The organism is Streptomyces bugieae (assembly GCF_036352915.1).
GTDB classification, from domain to species: Bacteria; Actinomycetota; Actinomycetes; order Streptomycetales; family Streptomycetaceae; genus Streptomyces; species Streptomyces endophytica.
In genome coordinates this window covers 24,575-50,633 of sequence record NZ_JAZBJP010000009.1, presented here as the reverse complement: position 1 = coordinate 50,633, position 26,059 = coordinate 24,575, and the positions used below count along the sequence as shown (strand labels likewise).

At 69.2% G+C, this 26,059-nt stretch carries 24 protein-coding genes and 1 pseudogene; 16 read left to right on the top strand and 9 right to left on the bottom strand.

Going from position 1 to position 26,059, the window contains the following annotated elements; translation table 11 throughout:
• The first annotated feature begins 287 nt into the window (after positions 1–287).
• From gntA to V2J85_RS17645, 3 genes are all read left to right on the top strand, one after another.
• Positions 288–1,013: a guanitoxin biosynthesis heme-dependent pre-guanitoxin N-hydroxylase GntA gene (gene gntA / locus V2J85_RS17655; protein ID WP_261956058.1), complete on the top strand. Its 726-nt coding sequence runs from the start codon at positions 288–290 to the stop codon at positions 1,011–1,013.
• Between the two features lie 276 nt (positions 1,014–1,289).
• Positions 1,290–2,633: a metallophosphoesterase gene (locus V2J85_RS17650; RefSeq protein ID WP_261956057.1), complete on the top strand. Its 1,344-nt coding sequence runs from the start codon at positions 1,290–1,292 to the stop codon at positions 2,631–2,633.
• 225 nt (positions 2,634–2,858) lie between these two features.
• Positions 2,859–3,770 carry a hypothetical protein gene (locus tag V2J85_RS17645; RefSeq protein WP_330822135.1) on the top strand — a complete coding sequence of 304 codons (912 nt, stop codon included), beginning with the start codon at positions 2,859–2,861 and terminating at the stop codon, positions 3,768–3,770.
• A 70-nt stretch (positions 3,771–3,840) separates the two neighbouring features.
• On the opposite strand, the gene V2J85_RS17640 is transcribed toward V2J85_RS17645, so the two are convergent.
• Together V2J85_RS17640 and V2J85_RS17635 are read right to left on the bottom strand one after the other, a co-directional pair.
• Positions 3,841–4,350 carry an NUDIX hydrolase gene (locus V2J85_RS17640; protein WP_330822133.1) on the bottom strand — a complete coding sequence of 170 codons (510 nt, stop codon included), beginning with the start codon at positions 4,348–4,350 and terminating at the stop codon, positions 3,841–3,843.
• Positions 4,347–5,519, bottom strand: a complete 1,173-nt coding sequence (locus V2J85_RS17635; RefSeq protein WP_330822132.1) for a helix-turn-helix transcriptional regulator — start codon at positions 5,517–5,519, stop codon at positions 4,347–4,349. Before V2J85_RS17635 ends, V2J85_RS17640 begins: the two co-directional genes overlap by 4 nt.
• A gap of 238 nt (positions 5,520–5,757) precedes the next feature.
• On the opposite strand from V2J85_RS17635, the gene V2J85_RS17630 reads away from it, so the two are divergent.
• The 8 genes and pseudogenes from V2J85_RS17630 (at position 5,758) to V2J85_RS17595 (ending at position 13,638) form a co-directional block, all read left to right on the top strand.
• Complete coding sequence (locus tag V2J85_RS17630) at positions 5,758–5,988, top strand: hypothetical protein (RefSeq protein ID WP_330822131.1); 231 nt, start codon at positions 5,758–5,760, stop codon at positions 5,986–5,988.
• Positions 5,989–6,541: 553 nt separating this feature from the next.
• Positions 6,542–7,009 (top strand): glycine-rich domain-containing protein, encoded by a 468-nt coding sequence (locus V2J85_RS17625; protein ID WP_330822211.1) that lies wholly within the window; start codon positions 6,542–6,544, stop codon positions 7,007–7,009.
• A gap of 1,604 nt (positions 7,010–8,613) precedes the next feature.
• Positions 8,614–9,090, top strand: a pseudogene (locus tag V2J85_RS17620) (metallophosphoesterase); the annotation flags it as partial.
• Between the two features lie 232 nt (positions 9,091–9,322).
• Positions 9,323–9,634 carry a hypothetical protein gene (locus tag V2J85_RS17615; protein WP_030417123.1) on the top strand — a complete coding sequence of 104 codons (312 nt, stop codon included), beginning with the start codon at positions 9,323–9,325 and terminating at the stop codon, positions 9,632–9,634.
• A gap of 56 nt (positions 9,635–9,690) precedes the next feature.
• The gene (locus tag V2J85_RS17610) at positions 9,691–11,103 is read left to right on the top strand and encodes a hypothetical protein (RefSeq protein WP_330822129.1); all 1,413 of its coding nucleotides are present in this window, start codon (positions 9,691–9,693) and stop codon (positions 11,101–11,103) included.
• Positions 11,104–11,217: 114 nt separating this feature from the next.
• Positions 11,218–12,399: a S8 family serine peptidase gene (locus V2J85_RS17605; protein WP_330822127.1), complete on the top strand. Its 1,182-nt coding sequence runs from the start codon at positions 11,218–11,220 to the stop codon at positions 12,397–12,399.
• A 77-nt stretch (positions 12,400–12,476) separates the two neighbouring features.
• Positions 12,477–13,067, top strand: a complete 591-nt coding sequence (locus V2J85_RS17600; RefSeq protein ID WP_330822125.1) for a hypothetical protein — start codon at positions 12,477–12,479, stop codon at positions 13,065–13,067.
• A 70-nt stretch (positions 13,068–13,137) separates the two neighbouring features.
• Positions 13,138–13,638, top strand: a complete 501-nt coding sequence (locus tag V2J85_RS17595; RefSeq protein ID WP_261956053.1) for an FBP domain-containing protein — start codon at positions 13,138–13,140, stop codon at positions 13,636–13,638.
• A 61-nt stretch (positions 13,639–13,699) separates the two neighbouring features.
• Here V2J85_RS17595 and V2J85_RS17590 read toward each other — a convergent pair whose 3' ends face one another.
• Together V2J85_RS17590 and V2J85_RS17585 are read right to left on the bottom strand one after the other, a co-directional pair.
• Entirely contained in the window at positions 13,700–14,998 is a 1,299-nt protein-coding gene (locus V2J85_RS17590) for an alpha/beta hydrolase family protein (RefSeq protein WP_330822210.1), read from the bottom strand.
• Between the two features lie 98 nt (positions 14,999–15,096).
• Entirely contained in the window at positions 15,097–15,909 is an 813-nt protein-coding gene (locus tag V2J85_RS17585) for an alpha/beta fold hydrolase (RefSeq protein ID WP_261956052.1), read from the bottom strand.
• A gap of 136 nt (positions 15,910–16,045) precedes the next feature.
• On the opposite strand from V2J85_RS17585, the gene V2J85_RS17580 reads away from it, so the two are divergent.
• Together V2J85_RS17580 and V2J85_RS17575 are read left to right on the top strand one after the other, a co-directional pair.
• Positions 16,046–16,444, top strand: coding sequence for a MerR family transcriptional regulator (locus V2J85_RS17580; RefSeq protein WP_261956051.1), 399 nt, complete (start codon positions 16,046–16,048; stop codon positions 16,442–16,444).
• A gap of 199 nt (positions 16,445–16,643) precedes the next feature.
• Positions 16,644–17,492 carry a hypothetical protein gene (locus tag V2J85_RS17575; RefSeq protein ID WP_261956050.1) on the top strand — a complete coding sequence of 283 codons (849 nt, stop codon included), beginning with the start codon at positions 16,644–16,646 and terminating at the stop codon, positions 17,490–17,492.
• Positions 17,493–17,501: 9 nt separating this feature from the next.
• On the opposite strand, the gene V2J85_RS17570 is transcribed toward V2J85_RS17575, so the two are convergent.
• From V2J85_RS17570 to V2J85_RS17550, 5 genes are all read right to left on the bottom strand, one after another.
• Positions 17,502–18,278, bottom strand: coding sequence for a succinate dehydrogenase iron-sulfur subunit (locus V2J85_RS17570; RefSeq protein WP_261956049.1), 777 nt, complete (start codon positions 18,276–18,278; stop codon positions 17,502–17,504).
• Entirely contained in the window at positions 18,278–20,032 is a 1,755-nt protein-coding gene (gene sdhA / locus V2J85_RS17565; RefSeq protein ID WP_030416513.1) for a succinate dehydrogenase flavoprotein subunit, read from the bottom strand. The genes V2J85_RS17570 and sdhA overlap by 1 nt, the downstream gene beginning before the upstream one ends.
• A 20-nt stretch (positions 20,033–20,052) precedes the next feature.
• On the bottom strand, positions 20,053–20,529 hold the full coding sequence (locus V2J85_RS17560; RefSeq protein WP_261956048.1) for a succinate dehydrogenase hydrophobic membrane anchor subunit: 477 nt from the start codon (positions 20,527–20,529) through the stop codon (positions 20,053–20,055).
• 6 nt (positions 20,530–20,535) lie between these two features.
• Positions 20,536–20,916: a succinate dehydrogenase, cytochrome b556 subunit gene (sdhC, locus tag V2J85_RS17555; protein ID WP_261956047.1), complete on the bottom strand. Its 381-nt coding sequence runs from the start codon at positions 20,914–20,916 to the stop codon at positions 20,536–20,538.
• A gap of 244 nt (positions 20,917–21,160) precedes the next feature.
• Entirely contained in the window at positions 21,161–21,649 is a 489-nt protein-coding gene (locus V2J85_RS17550; RefSeq protein WP_330822121.1) for a 2-oxo-4-hydroxy-4-carboxy-5-ureidoimidazoline decarboxylase, read from the bottom strand.
• 425 nt (positions 21,650–22,074) lie between these two features.
• Between V2J85_RS17550 and V2J85_RS17545 the strand changes: the two genes are divergently transcribed.
• The 3 genes from V2J85_RS17545 to V2J85_RS17535 all read left to right on the top strand — a co-directional run bounded on the left by V2J85_RS17545 (position 22,075) and on the right by V2J85_RS17535 (position 25,995).
• Entirely contained in the window at positions 22,075–23,742 is a 1,668-nt protein-coding gene (locus V2J85_RS17545; RefSeq protein ID WP_261956045.1) for a beta-N-acetylhexosaminidase, read from the top strand.
• Positions 23,743–24,286: 544 nt separating this feature from the next.
• A complete protein-coding gene (locus tag V2J85_RS17540; RefSeq protein ID WP_261956044.1) occupies positions 24,287–24,958 on the top strand; it encodes an RNA polymerase sigma factor in 672 nt (223 codons plus the stop codon).
• Complete coding sequence (locus V2J85_RS17535; RefSeq protein WP_330822119.1) at positions 24,958–25,995, top strand: hypothetical protein; 1,038 nt, start codon at positions 24,958–24,960, stop codon at positions 25,993–25,995. The genes V2J85_RS17540 and V2J85_RS17535 overlap by 1 nt, the downstream gene beginning before the upstream one ends.
• The last annotated feature ends 64 nt before the right edge of the window (positions 25,996–26,059 follow it).

Below are 26,059 nucleotides of genomic sequence, written 5' to 3'. Positions count from 1 at the left end.
CCCCCCGGGCCCCCTCACCCTCCGTGAACCGCCGTAATCGTCCCGGATTGTGAGCGATTCGTCGCGAGGAATTTTGCTGCGGGGTTTTCCCAGATCCGCTTCGGCCGGTCACAATCACCGAGCGACTTCCCCCGTCCTTCCGCGGACCCGGCGCTGCCCGGGTGCGGTCACGGCTGCCGTGTGCCGTCCCCGGCCGCGGGTGCCGCCGGTGCGGGGTGGGTGCTATCGGATGCGTGAAGGAGATGATCTCCCGTCGAGGAGGCATGTAGGTGGAAGGAAGGCTGACCATGACGTCAAACGCGCGTGGTGAGGTCGAGGCGTTCATCCTGGGAGACCGGTTCTCCTGCCTGGCGGGCCGTTCGGCCTGGCGCCAGGGCGGCATCACACACCGGCACTATGACGTGCTGGGGAGCGAGGAGGCCGCCCGGCTGATGGCGCTCGATCTCGCGGAATTCGTCGGCTCGGCGGATTGGAGCGCCCGGTCCTTCACCAGTTTCATCGCCACCTTCGAGCAACCCCGCGGCGTGGACGAACTGCGCTTCGAGGAACTCCTCTGGCAGCAGCTCCAGCTCCTCCACGAGCAGGACGCGGAGAACCACCAGTGGGCGACGGGCTACGCCTCGGACCCGCAGGCCAGGGAATTCGCGTACAGCGTGGCCGGGCACCCGTTCTTCGTGATCGGCCTGCACGAGACCCACCGCCGCTGGGGCCGCCGCCCGCCCTTCCCGATGCTCGCCTTCAACTCCCACGAGCAGTTCACCCGCATCAAGGGCGCCGGAATGTGGGACCGCCTGGCGGAGAAGATACGCAAGCAGGACATCAAGCTGCAGGGCGACATCAATCCGAATCTGCAGGAATACGAGGAGCTTTCCGAGGCCCGCCGCTATTCCGGCCGCCCCAAGCCCGCCGAATGGCAGTGCCCGTTCGTCCCCGTCCCCCGCGAAGCGGGCCAGGACCGGGACGGGGAGCGGGAACGGGACCTGGACCGGGCGCTGACCCCGTCGGGGGCCTGAGCGAAGCGCGTGGGGGCGGGCCGCCGGATACCGGGTCGGCCCGCCCCCACCGCTGGGCGCCGCTTTCCCGTCCCCGGTCTCTCCGCCGGGTGCCGCTTCCCCGTCCCCGGCCGCCCGCCCGATAGCGTGCTCGCCCGGAACGTCTGGAGCTGTCGGGGCGTCAGGAGCTGTCGGGTCATCTGGAACTCCTGGGGCGCCGGGAGTTCACGGGGAACCGGGAGTTCCCGTTCCCGGGACACCTGAAGTTCCCGGTACAACTGGAGCTAGGGAGACGCGGTGGTCTTTGCCCTGATCGCGGTGCCGGTCCTCGGCCTGTTCTTCGGCGTGCACCGCTACGTCTGGTGCCGCCTGGTCCGCGACACCACGGCACCCGGCAGCCGCACCCGCCGCGCCGGCACCGTCGCCGCCTTCGCCCTCCCGCTGCTCTCCCTCGGCGCCCTCCTCGCCGGCCGGGCCGGCGTCCCGTTCGTGCTCCAGCAGGTGCTGGCCTGGCCCGGGTACCTCTGGCTGGCCCTGCTGCTGTACCTCGTCCTGGCACTGCTGGCCGGCGAGGTCGTACGAGCGGTGGGCCTGCGCCTCCTCCGGGAGCGGGAGGCACCGGCGACTCCGGCCCCCGCCGCACTCCCGGTCCCGTCCCCCTCCCCATCCCTCGAAGGCCTCGAAGGCCTCGAAGGCCTCGAAGGCCGCGAGGCCCCCGACGGCCCCCGCACGGCCACCCCGTCCCCCGTACCCACGCCCTCCTCCGCCCCCACCCTCCTGCCGCCCCGCACCCCCGCGCTGCCCCCGCTCCCCACCCCGCCCCGGCGGCTCTTCCTCGCCCGGGCGGTGGCCGCCGGGGCGTCGCTGGCCGCCACGGCCGCCGTCGGGTACGGGACCGCGACCACCTTCCGCGGCCCGTCCGTGAAGCGCGTGACCGTGCCGCTGGCCAAACTGCCGCGGGCGGCCCACGGCTTCCGCATCGCCGTGGTCAGCGACATCCACCTGGGCCCGATCCTCGGCCGCGCCCACACCCGGCGCGTCGTCGACACGGTCAACCGGACCTCTCCGGACCTGATCGCCGTCGTCGGCGACCTGGTCGACGGCAGCGTCGCCGACCTCGGCCCGGCCGCGGAGCCCCTGCGCGAGCTGCGCGCCCGCCACGGCGCGTACTTCGTCACCGGCAACCACGAGTACTACTCGGGTGCCGCCCAATGGGTGGACCACGTACGGGAGTTGGGTATCCATCCGCTGGAGAACGCGCGGACCGCGCTGCCCGGCTTCGACCTCGCGGGCGTCAACGACCTCGCCGGTGCGACCGAACACGCCGGTCCCGACTACGACCTGGCGCTGGGCGACCGCGACCCGGCCCGCGCCGTCGTCCTGATGGCGCACCAGCCGGTCACCATCCACGACACCGTCCGGTACGGGGTGGACCTCCAGCTCTCCGGCCACACCCACGGCGGCCAGATGTGGCCCTTCACGTACGTCGCCGAGGCCACGAACCCGACCGTCGCGGGCCTGGAGCGCTACGGCGACACCCAGCTGTACGTGACCCGCGGCGCGGGCGCCTGGGGGCCGCCCGTACGGCTGGGCGCGCCCCCGGACGTCACGGTGGTCGAACTGGCCTCCCTGCGGGCATGAGGCGGGTGTGATCGCCTCCGGTTTTGAACGCCCATAGCTGTGCGCCCTCTTCGGGCGTGAGGGACTGCCCCCCCAGCGTGGAATTGAGGCTTACCTTAGAGAATGGCTGGCGTCGACAGGTTGCGACTGACAAAATGTCAACTTGTGAGGTCTCGAACAGATCACCAGGTACGTTTGGCCGCCGACTTCCGGAGTTTAGGGCTAGCGGACCCGGTACATCCTCGTGTGCTGGAAGCCTATGGGCATCGCCTCGCCATAAAGCTCTGGGCATATTATTCCTTGGGTGCCCTGGCGGTTGGATTAGCGCTCATCGGCATTGGGGTCCTTGAGGTAAGCGTTTCCCCGCCTCCTGGGATGCCTAGTGAGCTGGGGTGGAAAAATCTCATCCCGTTCTACGGTGCTGTGCTGAACGCGGAAGTGATCAGAGTAAAATTCCCGTGGCTCTCCTGGTTGTTCATTGGCATTATTGCGGCGTGGTCCACTTTTTGGCTGATCCAGTTTCTCCCTTTCCGGGCCGCGACACGGCAAGTGTGGTTGTCGCGGATCGCAACGATTCGGCTAGCTCGCCGGTTCGCTCTGATCATGACGGTTGCGCGAGCCATCGGTGCCTGCGCATGGGCACAAGACGCAGTGGGCGAACAGCAAGCTCTTGCTTTCCGGAAGGTGTCGCGGCGTCTGGGGGCTGTGAATCGCGCAGTGCTTTCGGCTCATAAACAGCGTGGATCTGTTCCCTTGTTTTCCCTTCGGCGCAAGGTGCTCAAAGAGCACGAACGGAACGTGGTAGGAGCATTGAGAAAGGCTGAGTTGCTCTTGGACTCGGATCCGCAGAGCGCACTAAGAGAACTTGGTGCACTGCTTCACAAGATTTCCGAACGGTATTGTGATGCCCGTGTCGGAGCGTTGCTTGACGCAGAAGAATTGGACGAGGTGCAGCCCGCCCCAGACCGGGAGGCGCTCAGGCTCATCACGCTTGCCATTCTTCTGGTTGGCGCTTCCATCGTGTTCCCATTGGTCGGAGTTCCCGACAGCGTCGCACCAATAGTGATGGCTGGATTCTCGCTTGTTCTGGCTGCCCTTCTGTGGGGGAGGGGTGCACGACAAGCCCTCGATGTACTGGGACTCTTCCTCGGTCCTTAAACGGTAGGACCGCAGGGTGAATGTGTGGCGTGTTCCCAATGGCCGCCACAGGGTATCGAGCTAAATTCCGCTAGATGGGCGATCCGTTGTGCAGGTAGCGAGGTACACCGCAATTCAAAGCATCAGCGGCTGCCAAGAAGCGGGACCGCAGGCGCTGCGGAAGCATTGAAGTCGCGCGTGCGTGAGATGTGAAAGCAAGTTGAGACAGTTCTTCGTCATGCGGCCGGGCATCGCGTGCATCGTCTGCATCCAGTACGCCGCCGTCGAAGATGAAGGCGAGCTGATCATCCCAAGCCTCATGGGGAGCCACCCAGTCCACCACAAGCAATCCCTGGAGCGTGACGGTCAAGCCCAGCTCCTCTTTGACCTCCCGTACTGCTGCGCAGGTCGGAGGCTCATTCGCTTCCGCCATCCCGCCGGGGAGGTCCCATCCTGGTTTGTACGTTGGCTTGACCAGGAGGAAGTCGCCGACCCCGTTCCTCAGCAGCACATCGGCAGCCACCCGCTTGCGGGCCTGCCGTGCGTTGCCCTCAGCCAAGTACGCGTACCAGGCTTCGGGATCATCGGGTGTGGGTGTCATGAGAGTGTGCCTTCGTTACCGGGCGCCATGATGTCAGCGAGGAGTAGCAGGCGTGTCTTCGCCGCAACGTCGAACCGCTCAAGGAAGTCCCGCACGGGACGATGGTCACTGTGACTGTCCAGCATGCGCCGAAGATCGGTCAACTGATTGATCACCCGCACCGAGCCGAGTGACGGATTCGTCGTCAATAGCATCACGCCGAAGTGCAAAACCGCGTCCAGGTCGCCGCGGTAAGCATGGGTCGCCACCAAGTTGATCTGGCTCATGGCGAGGGAGCGTGCCCGTCCCGACTCCCTAAGCGTTACTGCCCGATCGGCGTACTCCAGGGCCCCGTCGTACCGCTTCATGTCCCGGTATGTAAGGGCGCTCTCACTTGCTAGCGAGGCTTCGTCAAAGGGGCTGATCCAAGGATGAGTCGCTTCCGCAGAGCTAGTGAGCGCATCGTGCGCCCGCTCCAGTTCTCGCAAAGCCACTGTTCCTTGATCGGCGACAGCGAGCGCCCGCGCGTGCATGGAGTACAGCCGAGCTGTCAGTGAGGGGATCTGCGGCCCCTGGCCAGCGAACTGAAGGCCGACCTTCGCCCAGTGCACCGCCTCTCCCACCTCTCCAACTTGCAAGGCGAGATGGCTACTACTGGCCGCGATGTTGGCAGCCAATGGCGCGTCCCCTGAAGTCCGCGCTAAGGGCAAGGCTCGCGCGAAGTGACTTTGAGCCCGGGCGTCACGCCCGGAGTCGTGCGCCATCCATCCCGCCATCTCACTGAGGGCCGCGGCAGCAGCGAAGACTTGCGGTTCGCTCCCCGCGTCTACCAGGCGACTCGCGATGTTTTCCTTCAGGTGACGAATCACCGCAGCGTAAAGGCGACCGCCGCCCGTCTGCTTGTCTGCGTTTCGGAATGCGTCTATGGCTGCAAGGTCGTTGCCATCCGGTTCCAAAATCGGGCCGGCCACCGGTTCGGCCCCCCGAGGTTCCCAAGGACGCTTCGCCAGCCCCAACATGCCCCCAGGAATGCGCAAGGCGTCAGAAATTTGCTCAAACAGGGCTAATTTCTCAACGCGGCTTTTGTTGTTCATGTAGTCGTAGAGTCGCCCCTGCGTGATCCCTACGGCAGCAGCAAGGCGCCGCGTGCTCAGGCCGCGGTGATTCAAGAGCCGGAACACAGTACCCATGTCGCGCTCAGAGCAAGCGTGTTGGAAGCGGACGTCACTGAGTAAGCCGGCCACAGCCGTCTGTAGCTCCTGCTGCTCACGCCCCACTGGTACCACCCCTGCTTCAGCGTAAGTCTCGGCTGGAGGCATTGTCCGCCGACTGACTCCATCTTGGGGTCACCCGCTGGAGTCCCTTTCCCTGCCCGGACCGTCGTTGACTGAGAGTCGCACGCCACGCGAACGATGTGCAGGAGGACCAATGGACTCGCAGGACGGCTATCTGAACCTCAGCGCACGAGGTCGCAGGTTGGCTGCCCGGCTCAACACCCAGATGGCGTCACTCGGCATCCATTTGGAGGCCATGGGTGACGTGCCATCGGGAACGGCCGCGCGTGTACGCCTTGGCACCGTCGACGAGGCGACGGCCAAACGCCTCTTGGCGGTGGCGCAGAACGCACCGCCCGAGCACGACGACCAAGGGCAGCAATGAGCGCGCCGAAGGAGCCCCCCACTCCGCCACCCCGACCGAGGCCGACGATCCGCGTTTTCCGTGCGGACCGGTATGGCCAGGTCTACGTGCGGGAGGAGCCGATCCAACACGCGTCGCTTCGGGCTTCCGCTCAGCGGAGAAGCAATTCGTCCCAAGGAGGTAACGAGATGGCAGAACAGCCCTTCTCATGCGGCGACGTCGTAGTGGACATGAGCAATTGCAAGGTTGGGCAGGTCCGGGCAATGCACGGTGAATGCCTCGTTTTGAGCAGGTCGGTGGGTCCCCCATGGGACGCGATAAAGGGATCCTGCCGGCCCGCATCCGCGGCCGAGGCCGAAAGCCTCACTGGATTCCGAGCACTCAAAAAGTGCTGAGGGGCTGGAAAGTTACTAGCAACGGCACATTTGTCTGACGTCGAGCGCCCCACCCCGAAGCGCGCTCCGTCCCCGGTCCTGGCCAGACAACCCGCCGGGGACGGAGCGCCATCACCGCACCAACCAACGAAGGGAAGTACACGGTGAGCATCACACAAGAGCACACGACGTTGCCGGAGGTGAAGAGTGTCCGCAAGCTCATCACCCCTGAGCAGTTCCTCGACGTCGCCAGCACGGTGCAGCGCAACAACGAGGGCATGGCCGCCAACGTCGCGGAACGGATCACCGAGGAGGCATTGAAGTTCGTCGCAGCCTGCTCATCAGCACCACGTGCCCGCCTCAAGCCGTCGCGGGTCGTCGATGAAGGCTGGCATGCCCTGATCCTGCACACGGCCGTATACGCCGAGCTGTGCCGGTCCCTGCATCACTACGTGCATCACGTACCGGAGCGGCCGGACATCGCCCGGCATGACCCCGATGCGCTGGCACGGACTCAGGCTGCGATCAAGGCAGCCGGCTACGATCCCGACCCGGCCATGTGGAACGGACCGACCGACAACGCGATCCCCGTCGCCGCCTCCTGCGAGCACTCCGAACCGGCGCCGGCCGGCTGCGGCGCCGACTGCTCCAACACCGGCCCGAACTAACGCACCCTCTGTCCGCGGACCCCCAACGGCCATACGGTCGTTGGGGAACCGGGAGGCGATGGCATGACCGAGTGGACCAACCCCACACACGCGCAAGCGGTCTCGGCGTACCAGGAAGTCGTGAAGGCGGGCGGGCACCCTCGGCCCCCGCGTAGCAAGTGGCACAAGCACCCGGCACGACGGTGCTCTGGTGGCGTGGTCGTGGTCGACCGGGCGACCGGAAAGCCGTACACGCTGCCGTGCGCTTGCCCCGGTCGCACGCACGACGATCAAACCTAGCCCTCGCCTGGCGGCCCGAGCGGGCAGTCGCCGGCCCCAGGGGTCTGCCGAGTACTCCGCGAAGCGTCCTGATCCAGTCGAGCCCGTGGGCTGACGGATTGAGTGAAGCGGCCGCTGAGGGTGGGGCCCATAGGTGGCCACTTTGCGGCGAGCCTCAGGCAGGCGGGAGTGCTGCGTACCTGCTTCAGCTGTTAAGTGCGATCTTGCTCGCAGTCGCTAAATAGATAGGGAAACTTCTAACCTTCTTGAAGATCTATTTTCCAAACTTTGAAAACTGCACCTAAAACTTCCACGTAAAGTTGCACCCCGCCTCGCGTGCGGTAGCCTCGGAAGTAGAGAACGCGAGTTAAGCGAGGTGGAAAATTTCCAGCGAAGCCCCGCCCCTCTCCCCAGTGCCGAAGAGCTACAGAACATGAGTGCTACGCTCGCGAGATCACATCGCATCCCGCATTCTTTGAGATGCTGGAAGAAATAGCGAAGGCCCCGGAAAACGAGAGGGTTGCTGTGGCCACCCGTCTCGCTACCGTTGAGGAGCTTTCCAAAAGAGGTATTGCGATTAGCGAGGGTTTTCGACTCACTACTAGGTATTTCGAAAATCCGGAAGCGGCAATACGTGGGGGCGTGGCCGTGAGTATGCCGCAACCACCTGAGGAACGCAGCAGCACATGGACGATATGCGCTTCGTCCGGCGGAGCGACCCCCGGTGGTACTACTTCTTGCCTCACCGTGGGGAGGCTAGTGTGATGCCCTCTCGGGAGGGTATCGCCGGAGAGATCCAAGCGGCGCTGTCCGAAGTCAACGCCTTCGTTTGTTCCTCACAAATGGAGAGCGTAATGAAGGAATTTGCCAGTATTCCACAGAGCGAGCGAGCCAGCGCTTTCGTATTCACAGCTTGCAGCATCAAGCGCGGCGTCGAAGGCATGAGTTTGATAGCGGGGAACGCAAGGCGTGAAGGGTGCCCATGCACGGCGGAGGAAAGCCTCCGCCGTGCGCTTTGTAGAGCAGGGACTTAATCCGTCGGCTAGGTGGCCGCGTTCGCGGTCCATTCCTCATTTGCTACAACAGCAGGGCTCGCGCGCGGATCAAGGTGACCCGCCATAAGCGGCAAGGTCCATGCCGCCGGAGATCTCTCAGAGCACCTTGGAGACCGGAACCGCTGTACGGACAAGCGCCGGCTCACGCAGAGGCGCCGGGTGCGTCGTTGTTTATCTCTGCAACCAGCAGGTGACACATGCCGCACCTGGACGGCGCGCCGCTCCGCTGCCCCATGTGTTGGGGCCAGCTCCTGGGCTTCCCACTCTCCTAGTGCCCGGCTGTACTCTTTGGCCTGGTTCCCGATCGGTAACTACGAGTACTACTCGGGTGCCGCCCAATGGGTGGACCACGTACGGGAGTTGGGTATCCATCCGCTGGAGAACGCGCGGACCGCGCTGCCCGGCTTCGACCTCGCGGGCGTCAACGACCTCGCCGGTGCGACCGAACACGCCGGTCCCGACTACGACCTGGCGCTGGGCGACCGCGACCCGGCCCGCGCCGTCGTCCTGATGGCGCACCAGCCGGTCACCATCCACGACACCGTCCGGTACGGGGTGGACCTCCAGCTCTCCGGCCACACCCACGGCGGCCAGATGTGGCCCTTCACGTACGTCGCCGAGGCCACGAACCCGACCGTCGCGGGCCTGGAGCGCTACGGCGACACCCAGCTGTACGTGACCCGCGGCGCGGGCGCCTGGGGGCCGCCCGTACGGCTGGGCGCGCCCCCGGACGTCACGGTGGTCGAACTGGCCTCCCTGCGGGCATGAGGCGGGTGTGATCGCCTTAGGGTAGGGGGCGAGCAGGTTGCGTCCGCAGGTAACAACCCCTCTACAAAGTGCGGCACCATCCCGCGCTAAATCGGACAGATCATGACTTTCGATCTTGCATCGAAGGCGCCCAACTCCCTAGTATTTATTGACTTTATGTTGCCCTTACCGACGGCTTCACGGGGCGGTGCGTGGGGGAACGGGCAGGGCAGACGGGGAACGGGGAGAAGGAATGAGCGAGCGCTTCAGGGTCGATCTCGACGAACTGGACAGCGTGGTGCGCCAACTCCGCCACCTTCGGGGCGACATGGACGAACCCAGCCAGAAGGTGAAATACAGCACGACCATTCCGAAGTCGGCCTTCGGCGTCAATTTCCTCGAGGCGGGCGACCTCGCGAAGGCCCATGACGACATGCAGTCGTACATGTCGCAGGTCATCGACGCGCTCCAGGACCTCATCCACAAGTTCGGCGAGAAGACGGAAGCCAGCCGCGGTGCGTACGAGGACCAGGAGCACCAGACGAAGACCTCGATGAATGGCTGAGCACCACACGGCGACGCGCGCACGAAGGGCGGAGATGGAGATGAAGGGGGGCCTGCATGGTTGACGCCAAGCAGGAGTACGACAGCGCCAAGGCGATGGAGCAGCAGCGCAAGAACCACGAGCGGGAAGAGCGGCTGAAGTCGTTCAAGGGCCAGCACCTCACCCCTCGGTCTGCGTCCGACTTCCATCACCACGGCCTCAATGCCCTCCGGGCGATGATCGAGCACGCCAGCCCCGAGGCGGTCGAGACCTCCGGCCACCACTGGCGCGCCTCCGCCGACCGCCTGGGCGGTGAGGACGGCCGTGGCGGCATCCGCAAGGCCTTCATGGACGCGGTCGACCACGCCTCCGCGCACTGGGAGGGCTCGGCGGCGCAGGCGTTCCGCAGGGAAGCCGGCAAGGTGCTGGAGAAGATCGACAAGACGTACCAGCACTCGCGCAACGTCGAGTCCACGCTGATCGGTACCCGTTCCTCGGGACCGGAGTCCGGCGTCGCGCACAATCTTCGCGAGGCCAAGAAGGCCATGTCGAAGATCCACGACCCGGGTGTCGTGGACCGGGCGACCGACGAGAGCGGCGACGACAGCCAGTTCAAGCGGGACATGGCGAATCCCAAGATGGACACCCGCATGGCCCTGGAGCTCAACAGGGACAGCCTGTCCCTGACCAAGGAGCGTCAGGTCGAAGCGGTCATCGTGATGGACGAGTTGGCCGCCCACTACGACGGGCAGGGCAAGCGGCTCCGCGAGGGGACGGGGCCGGGTACCGGGGGCGGCGACTGGCCCGTGGACCCGTCGACCACCCCGCCTCCGCCTCCGGTGCGCATGCCCGTGACGGGCGGCACCCATCCCCACCAGTCCACCGCACCGAAGATGCCGAACGGCGCGGGCGGTGGCGCCGTACCGGAAGGGTTCGACGCCCCCAAGCTGCACCGTCCCGACCTGCCCGTGACCACCGGTCTCGACAGCGTGCAGGGCGGCACCATCGCCCCGCCGACGGGCGGCGGCACCTTCAGCGGCGGGACGACCGGCGGCAGCCACGGCGTGACCGGCGGCACGGGGGGCTTCCCCGGCGGCGCGGTCCCGCCCGGTGTCATCGGCATGCCCGGCGGCATGGGCGGATCCCGGGGCGCCGGCGGTGCCGGCGGGATGCGCGGCGGCATGCCGGGCGCCGGAGCAGCCGGCAAGGCAGGCGGCGTCAAGGGCGCGGCCGGGCGCAGCGGTCCGCAGGCGCGTACCCGCGGCGGACTGGTCGGCAAGCCGGGCGGCCCCGCGGGCGGTGCGAAGCAGGGCGGCTCGGGCCTGCACCGCAGCCGCGGCGGCAAGCAGGCGGGCATGATGGGCGCCGCCGGAGCGAAGGGCAAGGGCAAGGAGAAGGAGCGCACCACAGGGCAGCGCCCCGATTACCTCGTCGAGGACGAGGAGACCTGGAACCCGCAACGTAACGTTGCCCCTCGCGTCATCGAGTAGGCCGACGATAACGTCGCATGCGGCCAATGAGGAAAGGCCCCGCACTCCCATGTGTGCGGGGCCTTTCCTCAGGCGGAAAAGGCCGCCGGACAGCACGGCAAGAAGGAGCGAAGGATGAGGGTCACCCGAACACTGCGCGCGACGGTGGGTGCTGCGCTGACCGGAGCACTGCTGCTGTCCGCGGGCGGCACAGCCTCCGCGGACCAGGTGCGGAAGGCCGAGTGGCCGCTGGAGGCGTTCGGGGCCCAGCAGCTCTGGAAGGAGGCCACCGGCAAGGGCGTGACGGTCGCCGTGCTCGACAGCGGTTTCCGTACGACCCACCAGGACCTGACAGGGCAGTTCCTTCCCGGGCCGGACTTCGGAAAGGCGACGGAGGCCGAGGGCGCCAAGTACCTCAAGCCGAACGAGGACATCCGCGACCACGGCACCGCCATGGCCGGGATCATCGCGGGGCACGGCCACGGTCCGGGCGGCACCGAGGGCGTCAAGGGCCTGGCGCCCGACGCCAAGATCCTCCCCGTTCCCGAGTACAAGAACAGCGGGCAGGCCACGCGTTGGGCGGTGGAGCACGGCGCGGACGTGATCAACATGTCCTACGGCGGCGACCTGGAGGGCGACACCTGCGAATCCATCCACTACGCCCTCGACAAGGGTGTGGTGGTCGTGGCTGCCATGGGAAACGACGGCCTGACCCGCAAGACGTATCCGGTGGGCTGCCCCGGCGTCATCGGGGTCGGCTCGGTCGACCAGTACGGCAAGGCGGCCGACGCCAACGACTACAACGCGGACACCGACCTGCTCGCGCCCGGTGAGAAGGTCGCCGTCGCCATGGGCAAGAGCGACCACGACTACGACACCGCAGCGAACGGCAGTTCCGCCGCCACCGCCTACGTGTCCGCCGCAGCGGCCCTGCTCAAGCAGAAGTTCCCCGACCTCACCCCCGGTCAGATCGCCAATCGCCTGGTGAAGACCGCCGGTCTCGCGCAGGCCGAGAAGGACAAGCACCTCAAGCTCCCGGACGCCCACTACGGCTACGGTTTCATCCAGCCGGGCCCGGCCCTGCGCCGTGACATCGCGGCAGGTCCGGCGGCCGGCCCGCTGCCGATGCCGAAGGGCAAGTACTCCGACACGGCCGCCGACAAGGGCTCCGACCCCAACCCCCCCATGGGCGCCAAGGACAAGGCCCTGCTCATCGGTGGCATCGCCCTCGGCGTGCTGGTGGTCGCGGGCATCGTCATCGGCATCGTCGTCGCGACCCGCCGTCGCAACAACAACGGCAACCAGGCCTGGGGCTGAGCCGGGCCGTGCCGGCGGACGGGTTGACGGACGGGCTGACTGACGGGCCGGCGGACGGTGCAATGGACGTGGCGCGGGTGGTGAGGCGCAACTACGCGGCTCTCGTACGGCTGCTCGTGCTGCGTCTCGTTCTCGCCCTCGGGCTGTGCGCGCTGCCCGTAGTGCTGGTCCGTCTCGGTGTCCCCAACGTCTTCGCCGTGTGGCTGTTGACGGTCGCCGGGATGTTCGTGGCCGCCTTCACTTTCTATCGGCTCGGGTATGGAATGCGGGTCGCCCGGTGCGCGCGTGTACTGCGCCACTACCCCCTCGAATTCCATACCCGGGTGTCCAAGAAGGGCGAGAAATGGACCCGGTACGGCAATGTCTTCACCGTGCGGGTCTCCACCCGGGGCCGGCACGGGGCGCCCTTGATGAAGGCCGTCAACGCGGCGGGGAGGCGCTGCTGGCCGCAGGGGCTGGACGGCGGTGTCTGGGTCGCCGGTGATCTGCCGTTCGGTGGCGTCATGGTGGCGCCCGACGGTGATGCGATGCTGTTCCTGAAGCCGGCGGACTGGGACAAGCTGGCGCCGCAACGTGCGCAGGCCGGCGCCGAACGCGTGGAGCGGGCGGAACGGGCCGGGCTCACGCAGAAGACGACCCGGGCGTGGATGATGAGGCCGGGGGCCTGATGGTCACCTGCTCGCGCGGCGGGGAAATTCGGACGACGCGGCCGGGCCGCCGCTGTTAACTTCGGGCGTTATGGACCCCGTAGGTGAAAAAGCGATACGTGCCTCCTTTGTGAATTGCTCGAAGGGGGAGGCGAGCCGGATCAATCTGCCGGTGGGGCTGGCCGGGCTGCCGTGGGAGGACCTGGACTTTCTGGGGTGGCGGGATCCCGGGGCGCCGGACCGGAGTTACCTGGTGGCGCCGCGGGGTGACGGGCTCGTCGGTGTCACTCTCAGGGTGCCGCAGGGGGTGCGGCGGAGTTTCACCAAGACGACGGTCTGCTCGGTCTGCATGACCGGGCATCCGGGGTCGGGGGTCAGTCTCCTGGCCGCGCGGCGGGCCGGGCCGTCCGGGCGGCAGGGAAACACCGTCGGGACGTACCTCTGCGCCGACCTCGCGTGTTCGCTGTACGTACGCGGGCGCAAGCAGTCCCAGCTCGCCGGGCGACACGAGGAGACGCTGCCGCTGGAGGCACGGATCGAGCGCACGGTGCGGAACCTGGACGAGTTTCTCGACAAGGTGCTGGAAGGCTGAGCGCGGGATGAGCGAGGGCGTGTGAGGGGATGGCCCCTCGCGCGCCCTCGCGTCATTTGCCTCATGGGTTCTGGAACAGCACCTCCGGGTTGGCCGCGGACGGGCCGTCCAGCAGCGGGCGCGGGAGGCCGCGCAGGTGCCGGTCGAAGAAGGCGGTGACGTAGTCGCGGGTGATCTCGCCGGAGCGCTTGCCGGGGAGCGGGGCGGTGGGGTCGGTGACACCGAGCTGGGCGCCCAGGACCGGGATGTCGATGAAGCTGAAGTGGCCGGCGTCGCGGACCGTGAGCCAGCGCTTCCAGCCGTCCAGCCGCCGCCAGTCGCGCAGCCAGCTGGTGTCCTCGTCGTGCGGCGAGTGGCCGTTGAGCGCGCCGAGCATCAGGAACGGGCGGCCGTCGAGCCCGCCGCGGGGGACGGGTGCGAAGAATGTGCCGTCCATGTTGACGCCGGCGCGGATACGGGGATCGGCCGCCATGGCGGCCGCGGCGCTGTTGCCGCCGATGGAGTGCCCGGCGACGCCGATCCGCCGGGTGTCGATCATGGCGGAGTGGCGCCAGGCGGGGTGCGTCCCGCGGAGCCCGTGCTTCCCGTGCCGGTCCGTCCTCGTCAGGGCGTCGAGGACGAAGCGGATGTCGGCGGCGCGGCCGGTGGCGACCTTGGCCATCAGCCGCTTCCGTACGTCCTTCGGTGCCTTCTCGACCGTGTCGCAGGCGACGCAGGTGAGGGTGCGGCCGCCGGGGAAGGCCGTGCCGAAGGATTCGTAGGCGTGGTCGAGGAGGGCGACCACGTAGCCGTGCGAGGCGAGTTCCTCGGAGAGCAGGGAGAGCGTGGCGCGGTTGAGGGAGAAGCCGGGGGAGAGCACCACCAGCGGGTGCCTGCCGGGGGCCGGCCGGGCGTCGGTGCGGGCGTGGGTACGGGTGGCGGCGAGCGTCTCGGCCGGCAGCACGTCGGCGCGGTGGATGCCCCGCAGGAAGAGCTGGGCCTCCTCGGTGTTCATGTACGGGGCGCGGTGGTGGCCGGTGCCCGGGCGCGCCGGGTAGTACAGCGAGGCCATCAGCTCCCGTGCGCCCGCGGAGGGCACCCAGGGGTCCCGGCGCTGCGGGTCGGTGAGGTGCAGGGTGTCGCGCCCGATGGCGTAGGGGCCGGTGGGGCGCGGGAGGTGGAGCGTGGTGGCCGCCGGGGGAGCCGGGGCGACGGCCGGCGCCGCCTGGGCCGCGTGGGGGGCGGCGAGGGCGGCGCCGGCGAGCGGCAGCGGCAACGTAGCGGCGAGGGCCAACGCGACCGCGCCGCGGCGGAGTTGATGGCGGAAGTGGTTCACATGCTCCACGTGCTTCACATGCTTCACCTGGGTCATGGGGGTCATGGGGTTCATGGGGGTCGAGCGTAAGGAGGGCGGTGCGCGGACGGTACTGACGAAAGTCAGGGGACGACAGGAACGTTCGTGAGTACCGGACCGCCGCCTCACAGTGCGTGCTTGGCCAGGAAGGTGTGGATCAACTCCTGCCACTCCGCCGGCCGTTCGACGAACGGGAGGTGCCCGGTGGCGATCTCCGCGTACTCGGCGCCGGGGATGTGGTCGGCCAGGTATCGGGAGTGGGACGGGTGCAGCAGGGTGTCCAGGGTGGTGGCGATGACCAGGGTGGGCACGGTGATCGCGGGCAGGTCGGCGGTGGTGTCCAGGACGCGTACCAGCGCGGCCTGTTCGGCCGAGCCGGCGGGCGGCAGGGACGGGTCGGGGTCCAGGACGGCCGCGCGCTCGGCGGGGGAGAGGGCGTTGAACCTCTCGGGGGCCAGGCCGCTGAGGGCCCGCACCTGGGCGAAGCCGACGTGATCCCCGCGCTCCAGGAGGTGCAGCCAGAGGTCGAGCCAGACCGTGGTCCGGGCGTCCGCCTTGGCGAGACCGGCGGTCAGGACCAGCCCGCGGACCCGTTCGGGGTGCCGGGCCGCGGCCCGTACGGCCACGGCGGAGCCCATGGAGTAGCCGATCAGGGTGAAGGTGTCCATACCGGCCGCGGTGGCCTCGGCGACCAGGGCGTCGGCCAGGGCGTCCAGCTCCAACGGGCCGGTGGCGCGCGGGGTGTTGCCCGAGCCGGGGTAGTCGGGGGCCACGACGTGGTGGCCGGTGGCGGTCAGGGCCGGTATGAGGTCGCCGTAGTTGCTTTTGACACTGCCGGTCGCGCCGTGGGCCAGCAGGAGGCCGGGCCCGGCGGGGTCACCGGCGACGGTGGTGGCCAGCTTCGGAAGGGTGGTCGAGGATGCGGGAATCTGCGTCATGCGGAAGAGGTTGCAGTGTGACACCGGTGTCAGGGTCAAGTCGGCGGCCAGAACGGAAGGTGGTGGCCGATCTCCGGGCCGCTGGGCCGGTACGCGGATGCGGTACGAGGATTCGGTACGAAGAGGGGTCGGTCGGATGCGGATCGGTGAGTTGTCGCGGCGTACGGGGGCCAGCGTGCGGGTGCTGCGCTACTACGAGCAGCAGGGGTTGCTGAGCGCCGAGCGGGATGCGAACGGCTATCGGCGCTATCGCGGTGAGGAGGCGGTGGAGAGCGTCCGGCGGATCCGGGAGATGCTCGCCGCGGGTCTGAACACCGACGAGATCCGCGGCCTGCTGCCCTGCGCCCAGGGCGGCCCCGGGCTGGTGCCGTGCACCCACTCCAGTGGGGTGGTGGCGCGGCGGATGGCCCAACTCGACGCGGAAATTGAGGAGTTGGCGCGGCGCAGGGCCGCTCTGGAGGCGTACGCGCGGACCATGCGGCAGCGGCAGGCCGAGGACGAGGCGCTGGCGGCCCTGGCCCTGCGCTCGGCCTGAGCGCCCCGCCCGGGACGGCGGCCGGCGCCCCGGGCGGGCCCGCCCCACACGGCAAGGACGCCCGCCCACCCGCCAAGGACGCGCCCGCCCCAAGAAGGCCGTAAAGCTTCTTGCGCTTTCCGCTTGCCATGACCCGCCCGCCCGGCCGATCCTCTTGTGCACGCCGTTCGGGGGAGCGGTGGGGAAGCAGGGGGCTGCCGTGTTACGAGTGCACTTCACCGGGCAGGATCTGGCGCGTACCAGAGTGGCGGAGGGTGCCGACCCGCTCTGGGAGACCGCGCTGAGCCTGCAGATCCTGCGGGAGGACCGCGGCGAGCCGGCGCTGGCCGCCTGGCGCCAGCATGCGGTGCGGCACGGCCCCGGGCCGGTGCGGACCCTGTTCCCGCTGGTGCCGCTGCGCGGCTACTTCCCGGACTTCCTCACGCCCTACGCGGCGCTGGAGGGCGTCGAACCGGGGCTGGAGGCGGTGATGCGCACCCCGCGCACGCGGCTGCGCGCCGAGGTGGCGCTGCTGGCGGGGCACCGGGCGCTGCCGGGCGAGGCGCGCGGCATCGGGGAGGGCGAACCGGCCGCGCTGCGCCAACTGGCGCGCAACCTGCGCACGTACCACCACCTGGCGGTCGCGCCGGCCTGGCCGCGGATCGCCGGGCGGGTGGGCGCGGACCGGGCGTTGCGGGTGCACGCCCTGGCGCAGTCCGGCGCGGAGGCGATGCTGCGGACGTTCGGGCCGGTGATGCGCTGGCGGCCGCCGGTGCTGGAGGTGGCGTACCCGGTGGAGCGGGAGCTGTTCCTCCAGGGGCGGGGGCTGGTGTTCGTGCCCTCGTACTTCTGCCGGGGCGTGCCCATCGCGCTGGTGGACGACGCGCTGCCGCCGGTGCTGGTCTACCCGGCGGCGGAACGGGAGCCGGCCGGACCCGCCGGAGGGCCCCGCGCCGCGGCCGGGCACGCCGAAGGGCCCCGCTCCCGTGCGTACGGGGGCGGGGCCCTCGGGGACGTTCCGGTCCCGGCCGGCGTCCGGGCCACGGCCCGGGCCGCCGTCCGGCGCTGAACGGCGGTACTAGAAGCGCCGCGTGATCAGCGCCCGCTTGACCTCCTGGATGGCCTTGGTGACCTCGATGCCACGCGGGCACGCCTCGGAGCAGTTGAAGGTCGTCCGGCAGCGCCAGACGCCGTCCTTGTCGTTGAGGATCTCCAGGCGCTGCTCGCCGCCCTCGTCGCGCGAGTCGAAGATGAAGCGGTGCGCGTTGACGATCGCCGCCGGGCCGAAGTACTGGCCGTCGTTCCAGAACACCGGGCACGAGGACGTGCAGGCGGCGCACAGGATGCACTTGGTGGTGTCGTCGAAGCGCTCGCGGTCCTCGGCGGACTGCCGGCGCTCACGGGTCGGCTCGTTGCCGGTCGTGATGAGGAAGGGCATCACGTCCCGGTACGCCTGGAAGAAGGGCTCCATGTCGACGACAAGGTCCTTCAGCACCGTCAGGCCCTTGATGGCCTCGACCGTGATCGGCTTCTCCGGGTTGATGTCCTTGATCAGCGTCTTGCAGGCGAGACGGTTGCGGCCGTTGATCCGCATGGCGTCCGAACCGCAGATGCCGTGGGCGCAGGAACGGCGGAAGGTCAGCGACCCGTCCAGCTCCCACTTGATCTTGTGGAGGGCGTCCAGGACGCGCTCCTTGGGGTCGATCTCCAGCTGGAAGTCCTGCCAGCTGGCCTCCTCGGAGACCTCCGGGTTGAACCGGCGGATCCGGAAGGTGACCGTGATGTACGGGGAGTCGGCGAAGCCGGGCTCGGGCTGGCCGGCCTCGGCCGCCTTGTCCAGGGTCGGGGTAGCCATCAGTACTTACGCTCCATCGGCTGGTAGCGGGTCTGCACGACCGGCTTGTAGTCGAGACGGATCGACTCGGCGCCGTCGTCGCCCACCTCGCGGTACGCCATGGTGTGCCGCATGAAGTTGACGTCGTCGCGGTTGGGGTAGTCCTCGCGGTAGTGACCGCCGCGGGACTCCTTGCGGGCCAGTGCGGACACGGCCATGACCTCGGCCAGGTCGAGCAGGTTGCCCAGCTCGATGGCCTCCAGCAGGTCGGTGTTGAACCGCTTGCCCTTGTCCTGGATGGACACGTTCAGGTACCGCTCGCGCAGCTCGCCGATCTTCTCGACCGCGGTCTTGATCGTCTGCTCGGTGCGGAACACCATCACGTTGGCGTCCATGGTCTCCTGCAGCTCCTTGCGGATCTCGGTGACCCGCTCGCTGCCGGTGGCGGTGCGCAGCCGCTCGACCTGCTCCTGGACCAGCTTCGCCGGGTCCTCGGGGAGCTCGACGAAGTCGGCGGTGGCCGAGTACTCCGCCGCCGCGATGCCGGCCCGGCGGCCGAAGACGTTGATGTCCAGCAGCGAGTTGGTGCCGAGGCGGTTGGCGCCGTGCACGGAGACGCAGGCGACCTCGCCGGCCGCGTACAGGCCCGGGACGACCGTGGTGTTGTCCGCCAGGACCTCACCCTCGACGTTGGTCGGGATGCCGCCCATGGCGTAGTGCGCGGTCGGCTGGATCGGGATCGGGTCCGTGTAGGGCTCGATGCCGAGGTACGTGCGCGCGAACTCGGTGATGTCCGGGAGCTTGGCGTCCAGCTGCTCCGGCGGAAGGTGCGTCAGGTCGAGGTAGACGTGGTCGCCCTCGGGACCGCAGCCGCGGCCCTCGCGGATCTCGGTGTAGATGGAGCGCGAGACGACGTCACGGGACGCGAGGTCCTTCATGACCGGCGCGTACTTCTCCATGAAGCGCTCGCCGTCCTTGTTGCGGAGGATGCCGCCCTCACCGCGGGCGCCCTCCGTCAGCAGGATGCCCATCCGCCAGATGCCGGTCGGGTGGAACTGGAAGAACTCCATGTCCTCCAGCGGCAGCCCGCGGCGGTAGACGGCGGCCTGGCCGTCACCGGTCAGGGTGTGCGCGTTGGAGGTCACCTTGAAGAACTTGCCGCAGCCGCCGGAGGCGTAGATGACGGCCTTCGCCTGGAAGACGTGGATCTCGCCGGTGGCGAGCTCGTACGCCACCACACCGGCCGACTTCTTGACGCCGTCGACCTCGGTGATCAGCTGGTCGAGGACGTAGAACTCGTTGAAGAACTCCACGCCCTCCTTGACGCAGTTCTGGTACAGCGTCTGGAGGATCATGTGGCCGGTGCGGTCCGCGGCGTAGCAGGACCGGCGGACCGGGGCCTCACCGTGGTTGCGGGAGTGACCGCCGAAGCGGCGCTGGTCGATCGTGCCGTCCGGCGTGCGGTTGAACGGCAGGCCCATCTTCTCCAGGTCGAGGACCGAGTCGATGGCCTCCTTCGCCAGGATCTCGGCGGCGTCCTGGTCGACCAGGTAGTCACCGCCCTTGACCGTGTCGAAGGTGTGCCACTCCCAGTTGTCCTCCTCGACGTTCGCGAGGGCGGCGGCCATACCGCCCTGGGCGGCGCCGGTGTGGGAGCGGGTCGGGTAGAGCTTCGTCAGGACCGCGGTGCGGCTGCGCTTGGTCGCCTCGATGGCGGCACGCATGCCCGCGCCGCCGGCGCCGACGATGACGGTGTCGTACTTGTGGATCTTCATGGTTCCAGTCAGCCCCGGCTTCAGGAGATGTTCGGGTCGAAGGTGAAGATCACCAGCGTGCCCAGCAGGACGGTGAACACCGTCGCGGTGTACAGCAGCATCTTCAGCCAGAAGCGGGTGTTGTCCCGCTGCGCGTAGTCGTTGATGACGGTGCGCAGGCCGTTGGCGCCGTGCAGCATGGCCAGCCACAGCATCAGCAGGTCCCAGACCTGCCAGAACGGCGAGGCCCAGCGGCCGGCGACGAAGGCGAAGCCGATCTTGGAGACACCGCCGTCGAGCACGAGCTGGATCAGCAGGTGGCCCAGGACCAGGACGACCAGCACGATGCCGGACAGCCGCATGAACAGCCAGGCCTGCATCTCGAAGTTGCCCCGGGAGGCGCGGCCGGTCTTCTTGGTGCGCTTGCGCGGCGGCTCGATGACCGGGGCCGGGTTGTCCACGTCGTAGAGGCGGACGTCGCTCGCGGTGGCGTCTGCGGAAGTGGTTTCAGCGGACATCTCGCGTCAGCTCCCGAACAGCGTGCGCAGCGTGTGCTGCAGCACGGGGTAGAAGGCACCGGCCATCAGCACGACCCAGACACCCACGACGGTCCACAGCATCTGCTTCTGGTACCTCGGGCCCTTCGACCAGAAGTCGACCAGGACGACCCGCAGGCCGTTGAGCGCGTGGAAGAGGATGGCGGCCACCAGGCCGTACTCCATCACATTGACGATCGGCGTCTTGTAGGTCGCAACGACGTTGTCGTACGCGTCGGGGGAGACGCGGACGAGAGCGGTGTCGAGGACGTGTACGAACAGGAAGAAGAAGATGAGGACGCCGGTGACTCGGTGAGCCACCCAGGACCACATGCCTTCCCGGCCGCGGTACAGCGTTCCAGCCGGCACGGAAAAACCCTCCGGGAGCGGGGATTGGGGCGCCAGCCGGCTTCTCTGTCGGTCGGGCCCGGCCGGGTACGGTCCACCGGCCGCTCGTCATCGTATCGACGAGCTGTCGGTTCCTCGCGCGGGGGTCCTTAGGTGTGATCAAACAGGCACCAACGGGCTATCACACAAGGACGAACCGGCCCTTTACGGGTCGTACGGCGTGATTGCTGCGCGCTCGGGCCCGTGTCGGTGGCGGGCGCCGGTCTCAGGCCGCGAGGCGGCGCAGCCGGCCGCGGGCCACCCGCCGGAGCTGCTCCGCGGTGGCCGCCCGCTCCTCGTCCGGGCCGTTGCCCAGCCGTATGCGGATGCCGAACAGGATCTGGTCGAGCGCCTCCTCCTCCCGGCAGCCGTCCAGGCAGATCACGAAAGCGTGACGGAAGCGCTGCTCGTATGCGGCGTATGCGGCATTCAGGGCGGTACGGGCGGCCGGTGTGCCGAGTCCGTGGGCGCCGGTCGGCGGCCGCGGCGGGGACTCGGCGGCGAGTGCCTCGTCCAGGCCGGCCGCCGGGAGGCCGGCGAACGCCCGGTCGGCGGCGGCGAGCAGCGCCTCCGGATCCCGGTACGGGCGCCGGTCGGCGAGCTGACCGGCCCACTCGCGGCTGCCGCAGCAGCGCAGCAGCGCGGCCAGGGCGCCGTCCCGGTCCAGGGCGTTGAGGCGGCGCAGCCCCGTGCCGTCGGGGCGGGGCCGGGGCACGGCGGCGGAGGGGACCTGCGAAGGTATGCCGCACCGTGCGGGCTGGGGGCGCAGCGTCGGCCGGGCGGCCGGGGTGTCACCGGACAGCGTGGGCTCCTCGGACGGATGCGATCGGGTCTTTTCGACAGGTGCGGGGCGGGCGACTGACGGAAGCTGAGGGAAGCGGACCGACGCCGGGACGCGGAACGAAGCGGCGACGGGTGTGGCGGTGGTGCGTGGAACACGACACCCCGGCGGTATCCGGTGGTTCCAGGAGAGCCCTGGGAAAGGGGTGACGAACGAGGACGCCACGCTAACGACGCCTGTCGACAGCTGTCCGACGGATGCGCGAATTTCACCCGGAGGGGAGAGCCTCGGCGCATCCGGTGGACGACCGGCCCCGCACACCTGGCAATGCCTTCGCACCGAAAAGTGAGGATTGCACGATGTCGAACCCGATGCGGCCGTCGCGCGCCGCGCTGCCGGCCGCGGCGCTCACCGGCGCGCTGCTGCTCACCGGCTGCTCCCACTCCGCCGACACCGAGTCCCCCGGCAGCACCAGCGCCAAGGTGAACCCCTCGGCCGCAGCGACCCCCAGCTGGGCGCCGGTGACGGGAACGCCGCAGGTCATCCCGGCCGTACGCGATTTCCGCCGGGCCGAGGGGCGCGGCTGGCGCCCCTCCAAGGGAGCCCGGGTGGTGGTCCCGGCCGGCAAGGGGAGCAACGTCGCCGACGAGGCCGCCCTGATGGCCCGTGACCTGGGCGGCCTGACCGTCGTCTACGGCGACGAGCCGGTACGCCCCGGAGACATCGAGGTGAAGCTCTCCGGGAAGAATGGCGGAAAACAGGGCAACAACCTGCCCGTCCAGGGCGCCGCCGACGAGGCCTACACCCTCACCGCCGAAGGGACCCGGCTCACTCTCACGGCCCCCACCGACGCCGGAATTTTCTACGGCACCCGCACGATCAAGCAGGCCGTCCGCGCCGCCGGCGGGCTCCCCGAGGGCACCATCAACGACCGCCCGGGCCGGCCGCAGCGCGGAATGTCGCTGGACAACGCCCGCAAGCCGTTCACCGAGGGCTGGATCAACGCCCGGCTGCGGGAGATCGCCGACCTCAAGCTCAACCAGTTCCAGCTGCACTTCTCCGACGACCAGGGCTTCCGCATCCAGAGCGACACCCACCCCGAGGTGGTCTCCGCCGACCACCTCACCAAGGCCCAGGTCCGCCGGATCATCGCGCTCGCCCGCAGCCTGCACATCTCCGTCGTCCCGGAACTGGACTCGCCCGGCCACCTCGGCGCCGTGCTGGACCACTTTCCCGACCTCCAGCTGCGCAACGCCTCGGGCCGGGTGATCCGGGGCGCGATCGACATCTCCAACCCCAAGGCCGGTCCGCTGATCGACTCGCTGCTGCGCGAGATGAGCCAGCTGTTCACCAACCCCAAGGGCGCGCCCGCCTACTGGCACCTGGGCGGTGACGAGTACCAGGCGCTGATGTCGTCCTCGCCGTCCACCTCGTACCCGCAGCTGGCCCGGGCCGCGCGGCAGAAGTACGGGAACAACGGCACCATCGAGGACCTGACCACCGGCTGGCTCAACGACCGGCAGAAGACCGTCGAGGGCCAGGGCAAGAACCGGATCGAGGCCTGGAACGACGGCTTCTTCACCGGCGGGGTGGTCTCCGCCGACAAGAACCGGACGGTCGCCTACTGGACCGGCAAGGAGATCGGCAAGCGGCCCCCCGAGGCGTTCCTGAAGGAGGGTCGCAACGTGCTGAACTTCAACGACGAGTACCTCTACTACGTCCTCGGCCAGCCCAACCAGTTCACCTATCCCACCGGCGAGCGCATCTATCGGGACTGGACGCCGACGGTCATCCGCGGCACCCGGGCGGTGAACGTCCCCGCCTCCATGACCGGGCCGGACCGGATCCCCGGCGCGCGCTTCGCGATCTGGTGCGACCGGTCCCAGGCGCAGACCGCACCGCAGGTGGCCGCCGGGATCCGGATGCCGCTGGCGGCACTGGCGCAGAAGACCTGGGACCCGCGGACGCCGGCGCTGTCCTGGACGGCCTTCACGGCCCTGGCCAAGAAGGCGGGGTTGTCCGGTTGATGAGGAACGCGCCCGCCGAGCGGGCCGCCACCCGGTAAGAAACGGGTGAGAGATACGAGGGCGGGCCGGGGCCGCCACCCCCCGATACGGGGTGAGGCTCTCTCGCGACGGGGGTGGTGAATGCGGCATCAGGTTCCGTGACGGCCTGAGCCCACGAGGACGGCCGGGGCCGCCACCCCCCACAGGAGAGGCCCCGGCCGTCGTTCGTGGAGGGCCGTGTCGGCCCTCTATCCGGTACAGCGCCGGACGGCCCGAAAGCGTCACACGGGGTGCGGGCGGTGGTACGGCCAGTGGTCTGGACGCGGGCCCGGCCAGGCCCGTAACGTGCGCATCCGCGCCGGTGGGCGCACGGTCTCCCGTTTTCCGGTCCCGTGCGGCCCGCATTCCGGCCCGGGTGCGGAGCGGATGTGCGCACGGGTTACGGTCAGCAGGAACGGCGGGGTTACCGGGGGTTTTCCCCCAAGTGCCCCGATCGACGGCGAAGCGAAGCACTGAAGCAGCAAGGACCGGGCGGCGGACATTCCACGTGCGACAGGATGGACCCGTGCGAGGGGACGACATTCAGCCGGACGACCGCCGGCTGACGGTGGCCGTACAGGCGGCGCAGGACGGCGACGAGGCAGCGTTCCGTACCGTCTACCGCGCCGTACACCCCCGACTTCTGGGGTATGTACGGACGTTGGTGAGCGAAGCGGACGTTGAGGACGTCACCTCCGAGGCATGGCTGCAGATAACCCGCGACCTCGCCCGCTTCAGCGGCGACGCCGACCGCTTCCGCGGCTGGGCCGCCCGGATTGCCCGCAACCGCGCCCTGGACCACATCCGGATGCGCGGCCGGCGCCCGGCGATCGGCGGCGACGAGAGCGAACTGGCCGACACCCCGGCGACGTCCGACACCGCCGGTGAGGCCCTGGAGGCCCTCGGTACCGGCCGCACCATGCAGCTGATATCCCGGCTGCCGCAGGACCAGGCCGAGGCCGTGGTGCTCCGGGTGGTGGTCGGGCTCGACGCCAAGAGCGCGGCCGAGGTGCTCGGCAAACGGCCCGGTGCGGTACGCACCGCCGCACACCGCGGACTCCGGAAGCTCGCCGAACTGATCGGCGACCCGCAGGGCGCCGGGGACCACCTCCCCGAACAGCAGCGCCCCGGGGGCGTGGCGGATTCCCGCCTACGGGGTGTGACGGAATCGGCCGCACGAACGCAGAAGGACATGTGATGGCCGACGATCGGTACGACTGGCTCGACAAGGACACCGCGGAGCGAATGCTGCGTGGTGAACGGGTCAGTTCCCCGTACGGCGCCGGCGCACAGGAACTCGAACAGCTGCTGGCGGCCGCCGCCGCGGTCGGCGCGCGGGCCCCCGAGGCCGCGCCGCTGCCCGGCGAAGAGGCCGCCGTCGCCGCGTTCCGCCGGGCCGTTCCGCACGGCTCCGGCGCCCGTTCGGCGGGCCGCGGCTCCGACGCCGCCGTGCCGACGGTCCACACCACCGCCGTCACCGAACGCACCCGGTTCGCCCGCCCCTTCCGGCGCGGCTTCGCCGTCGCGCTCGCGGCCTGCGCCATCGGCGGGGTCGCCGTCGCGGCCGGGGCGGGAGTCCTGCCCGGCCCTTTCCGCGGTGGCGGTGGTCCCGAACCGGGATCCAGCGCCTCGTCCGCCGAGACGCCCGGACCGGTGGCCACCACTGAGCCCGGCGAGGCCCAGACCGACGGCACCACGGGCAGCACGCCCGACGCCACGCACGGCGGGACGTCCACCGCGCCCTCCGACACCGCGACGCCCGGGGCCAGCCCCGGCGCGACCGGCGTGCCGGGCAGCGGTACGCCCGGCCGGCACGGCGACCAGGGCGGCAAGAAGGGCGACCCCGGCCGGGGTGCCAAGAAGAAACTTTTGCTCACGCTCTGTCAGGAGTACGAGTCCGGCAACCGGGACCGCATGGACCGCGAGACGCGGCAGCGCCTCGAACGCCGGGCCGGCGGCGCGGAGAAGGTGCACGCCTTCTGCCGCGCGTATCTGGCGCGCTATCAGTCCGGCGGCGGCTCGGGTGACAACGATGGCTTCGGCAGCAGCCTCACCGGCGGCACCGCACCCACCGGCGGCACCGGCGAGAGCGGTGGCTCCGCCGGCTCCGGCGACGAGGAGGGCGACCAGCCCACCCAGTCCCCCGGCGCCTCCACCCCCGCCCCCACGCCGTCCGTGACCGGCACGGATCCCGCCGGGGCGACCCCGAGCGCCACCGCCTCCGGCGGGGTGTGACGTTTTTCGAGCCGGTGACGCAGTACTGAGTGAAGCCGACTGGTCATCGGCTGCGCGAGGAGCC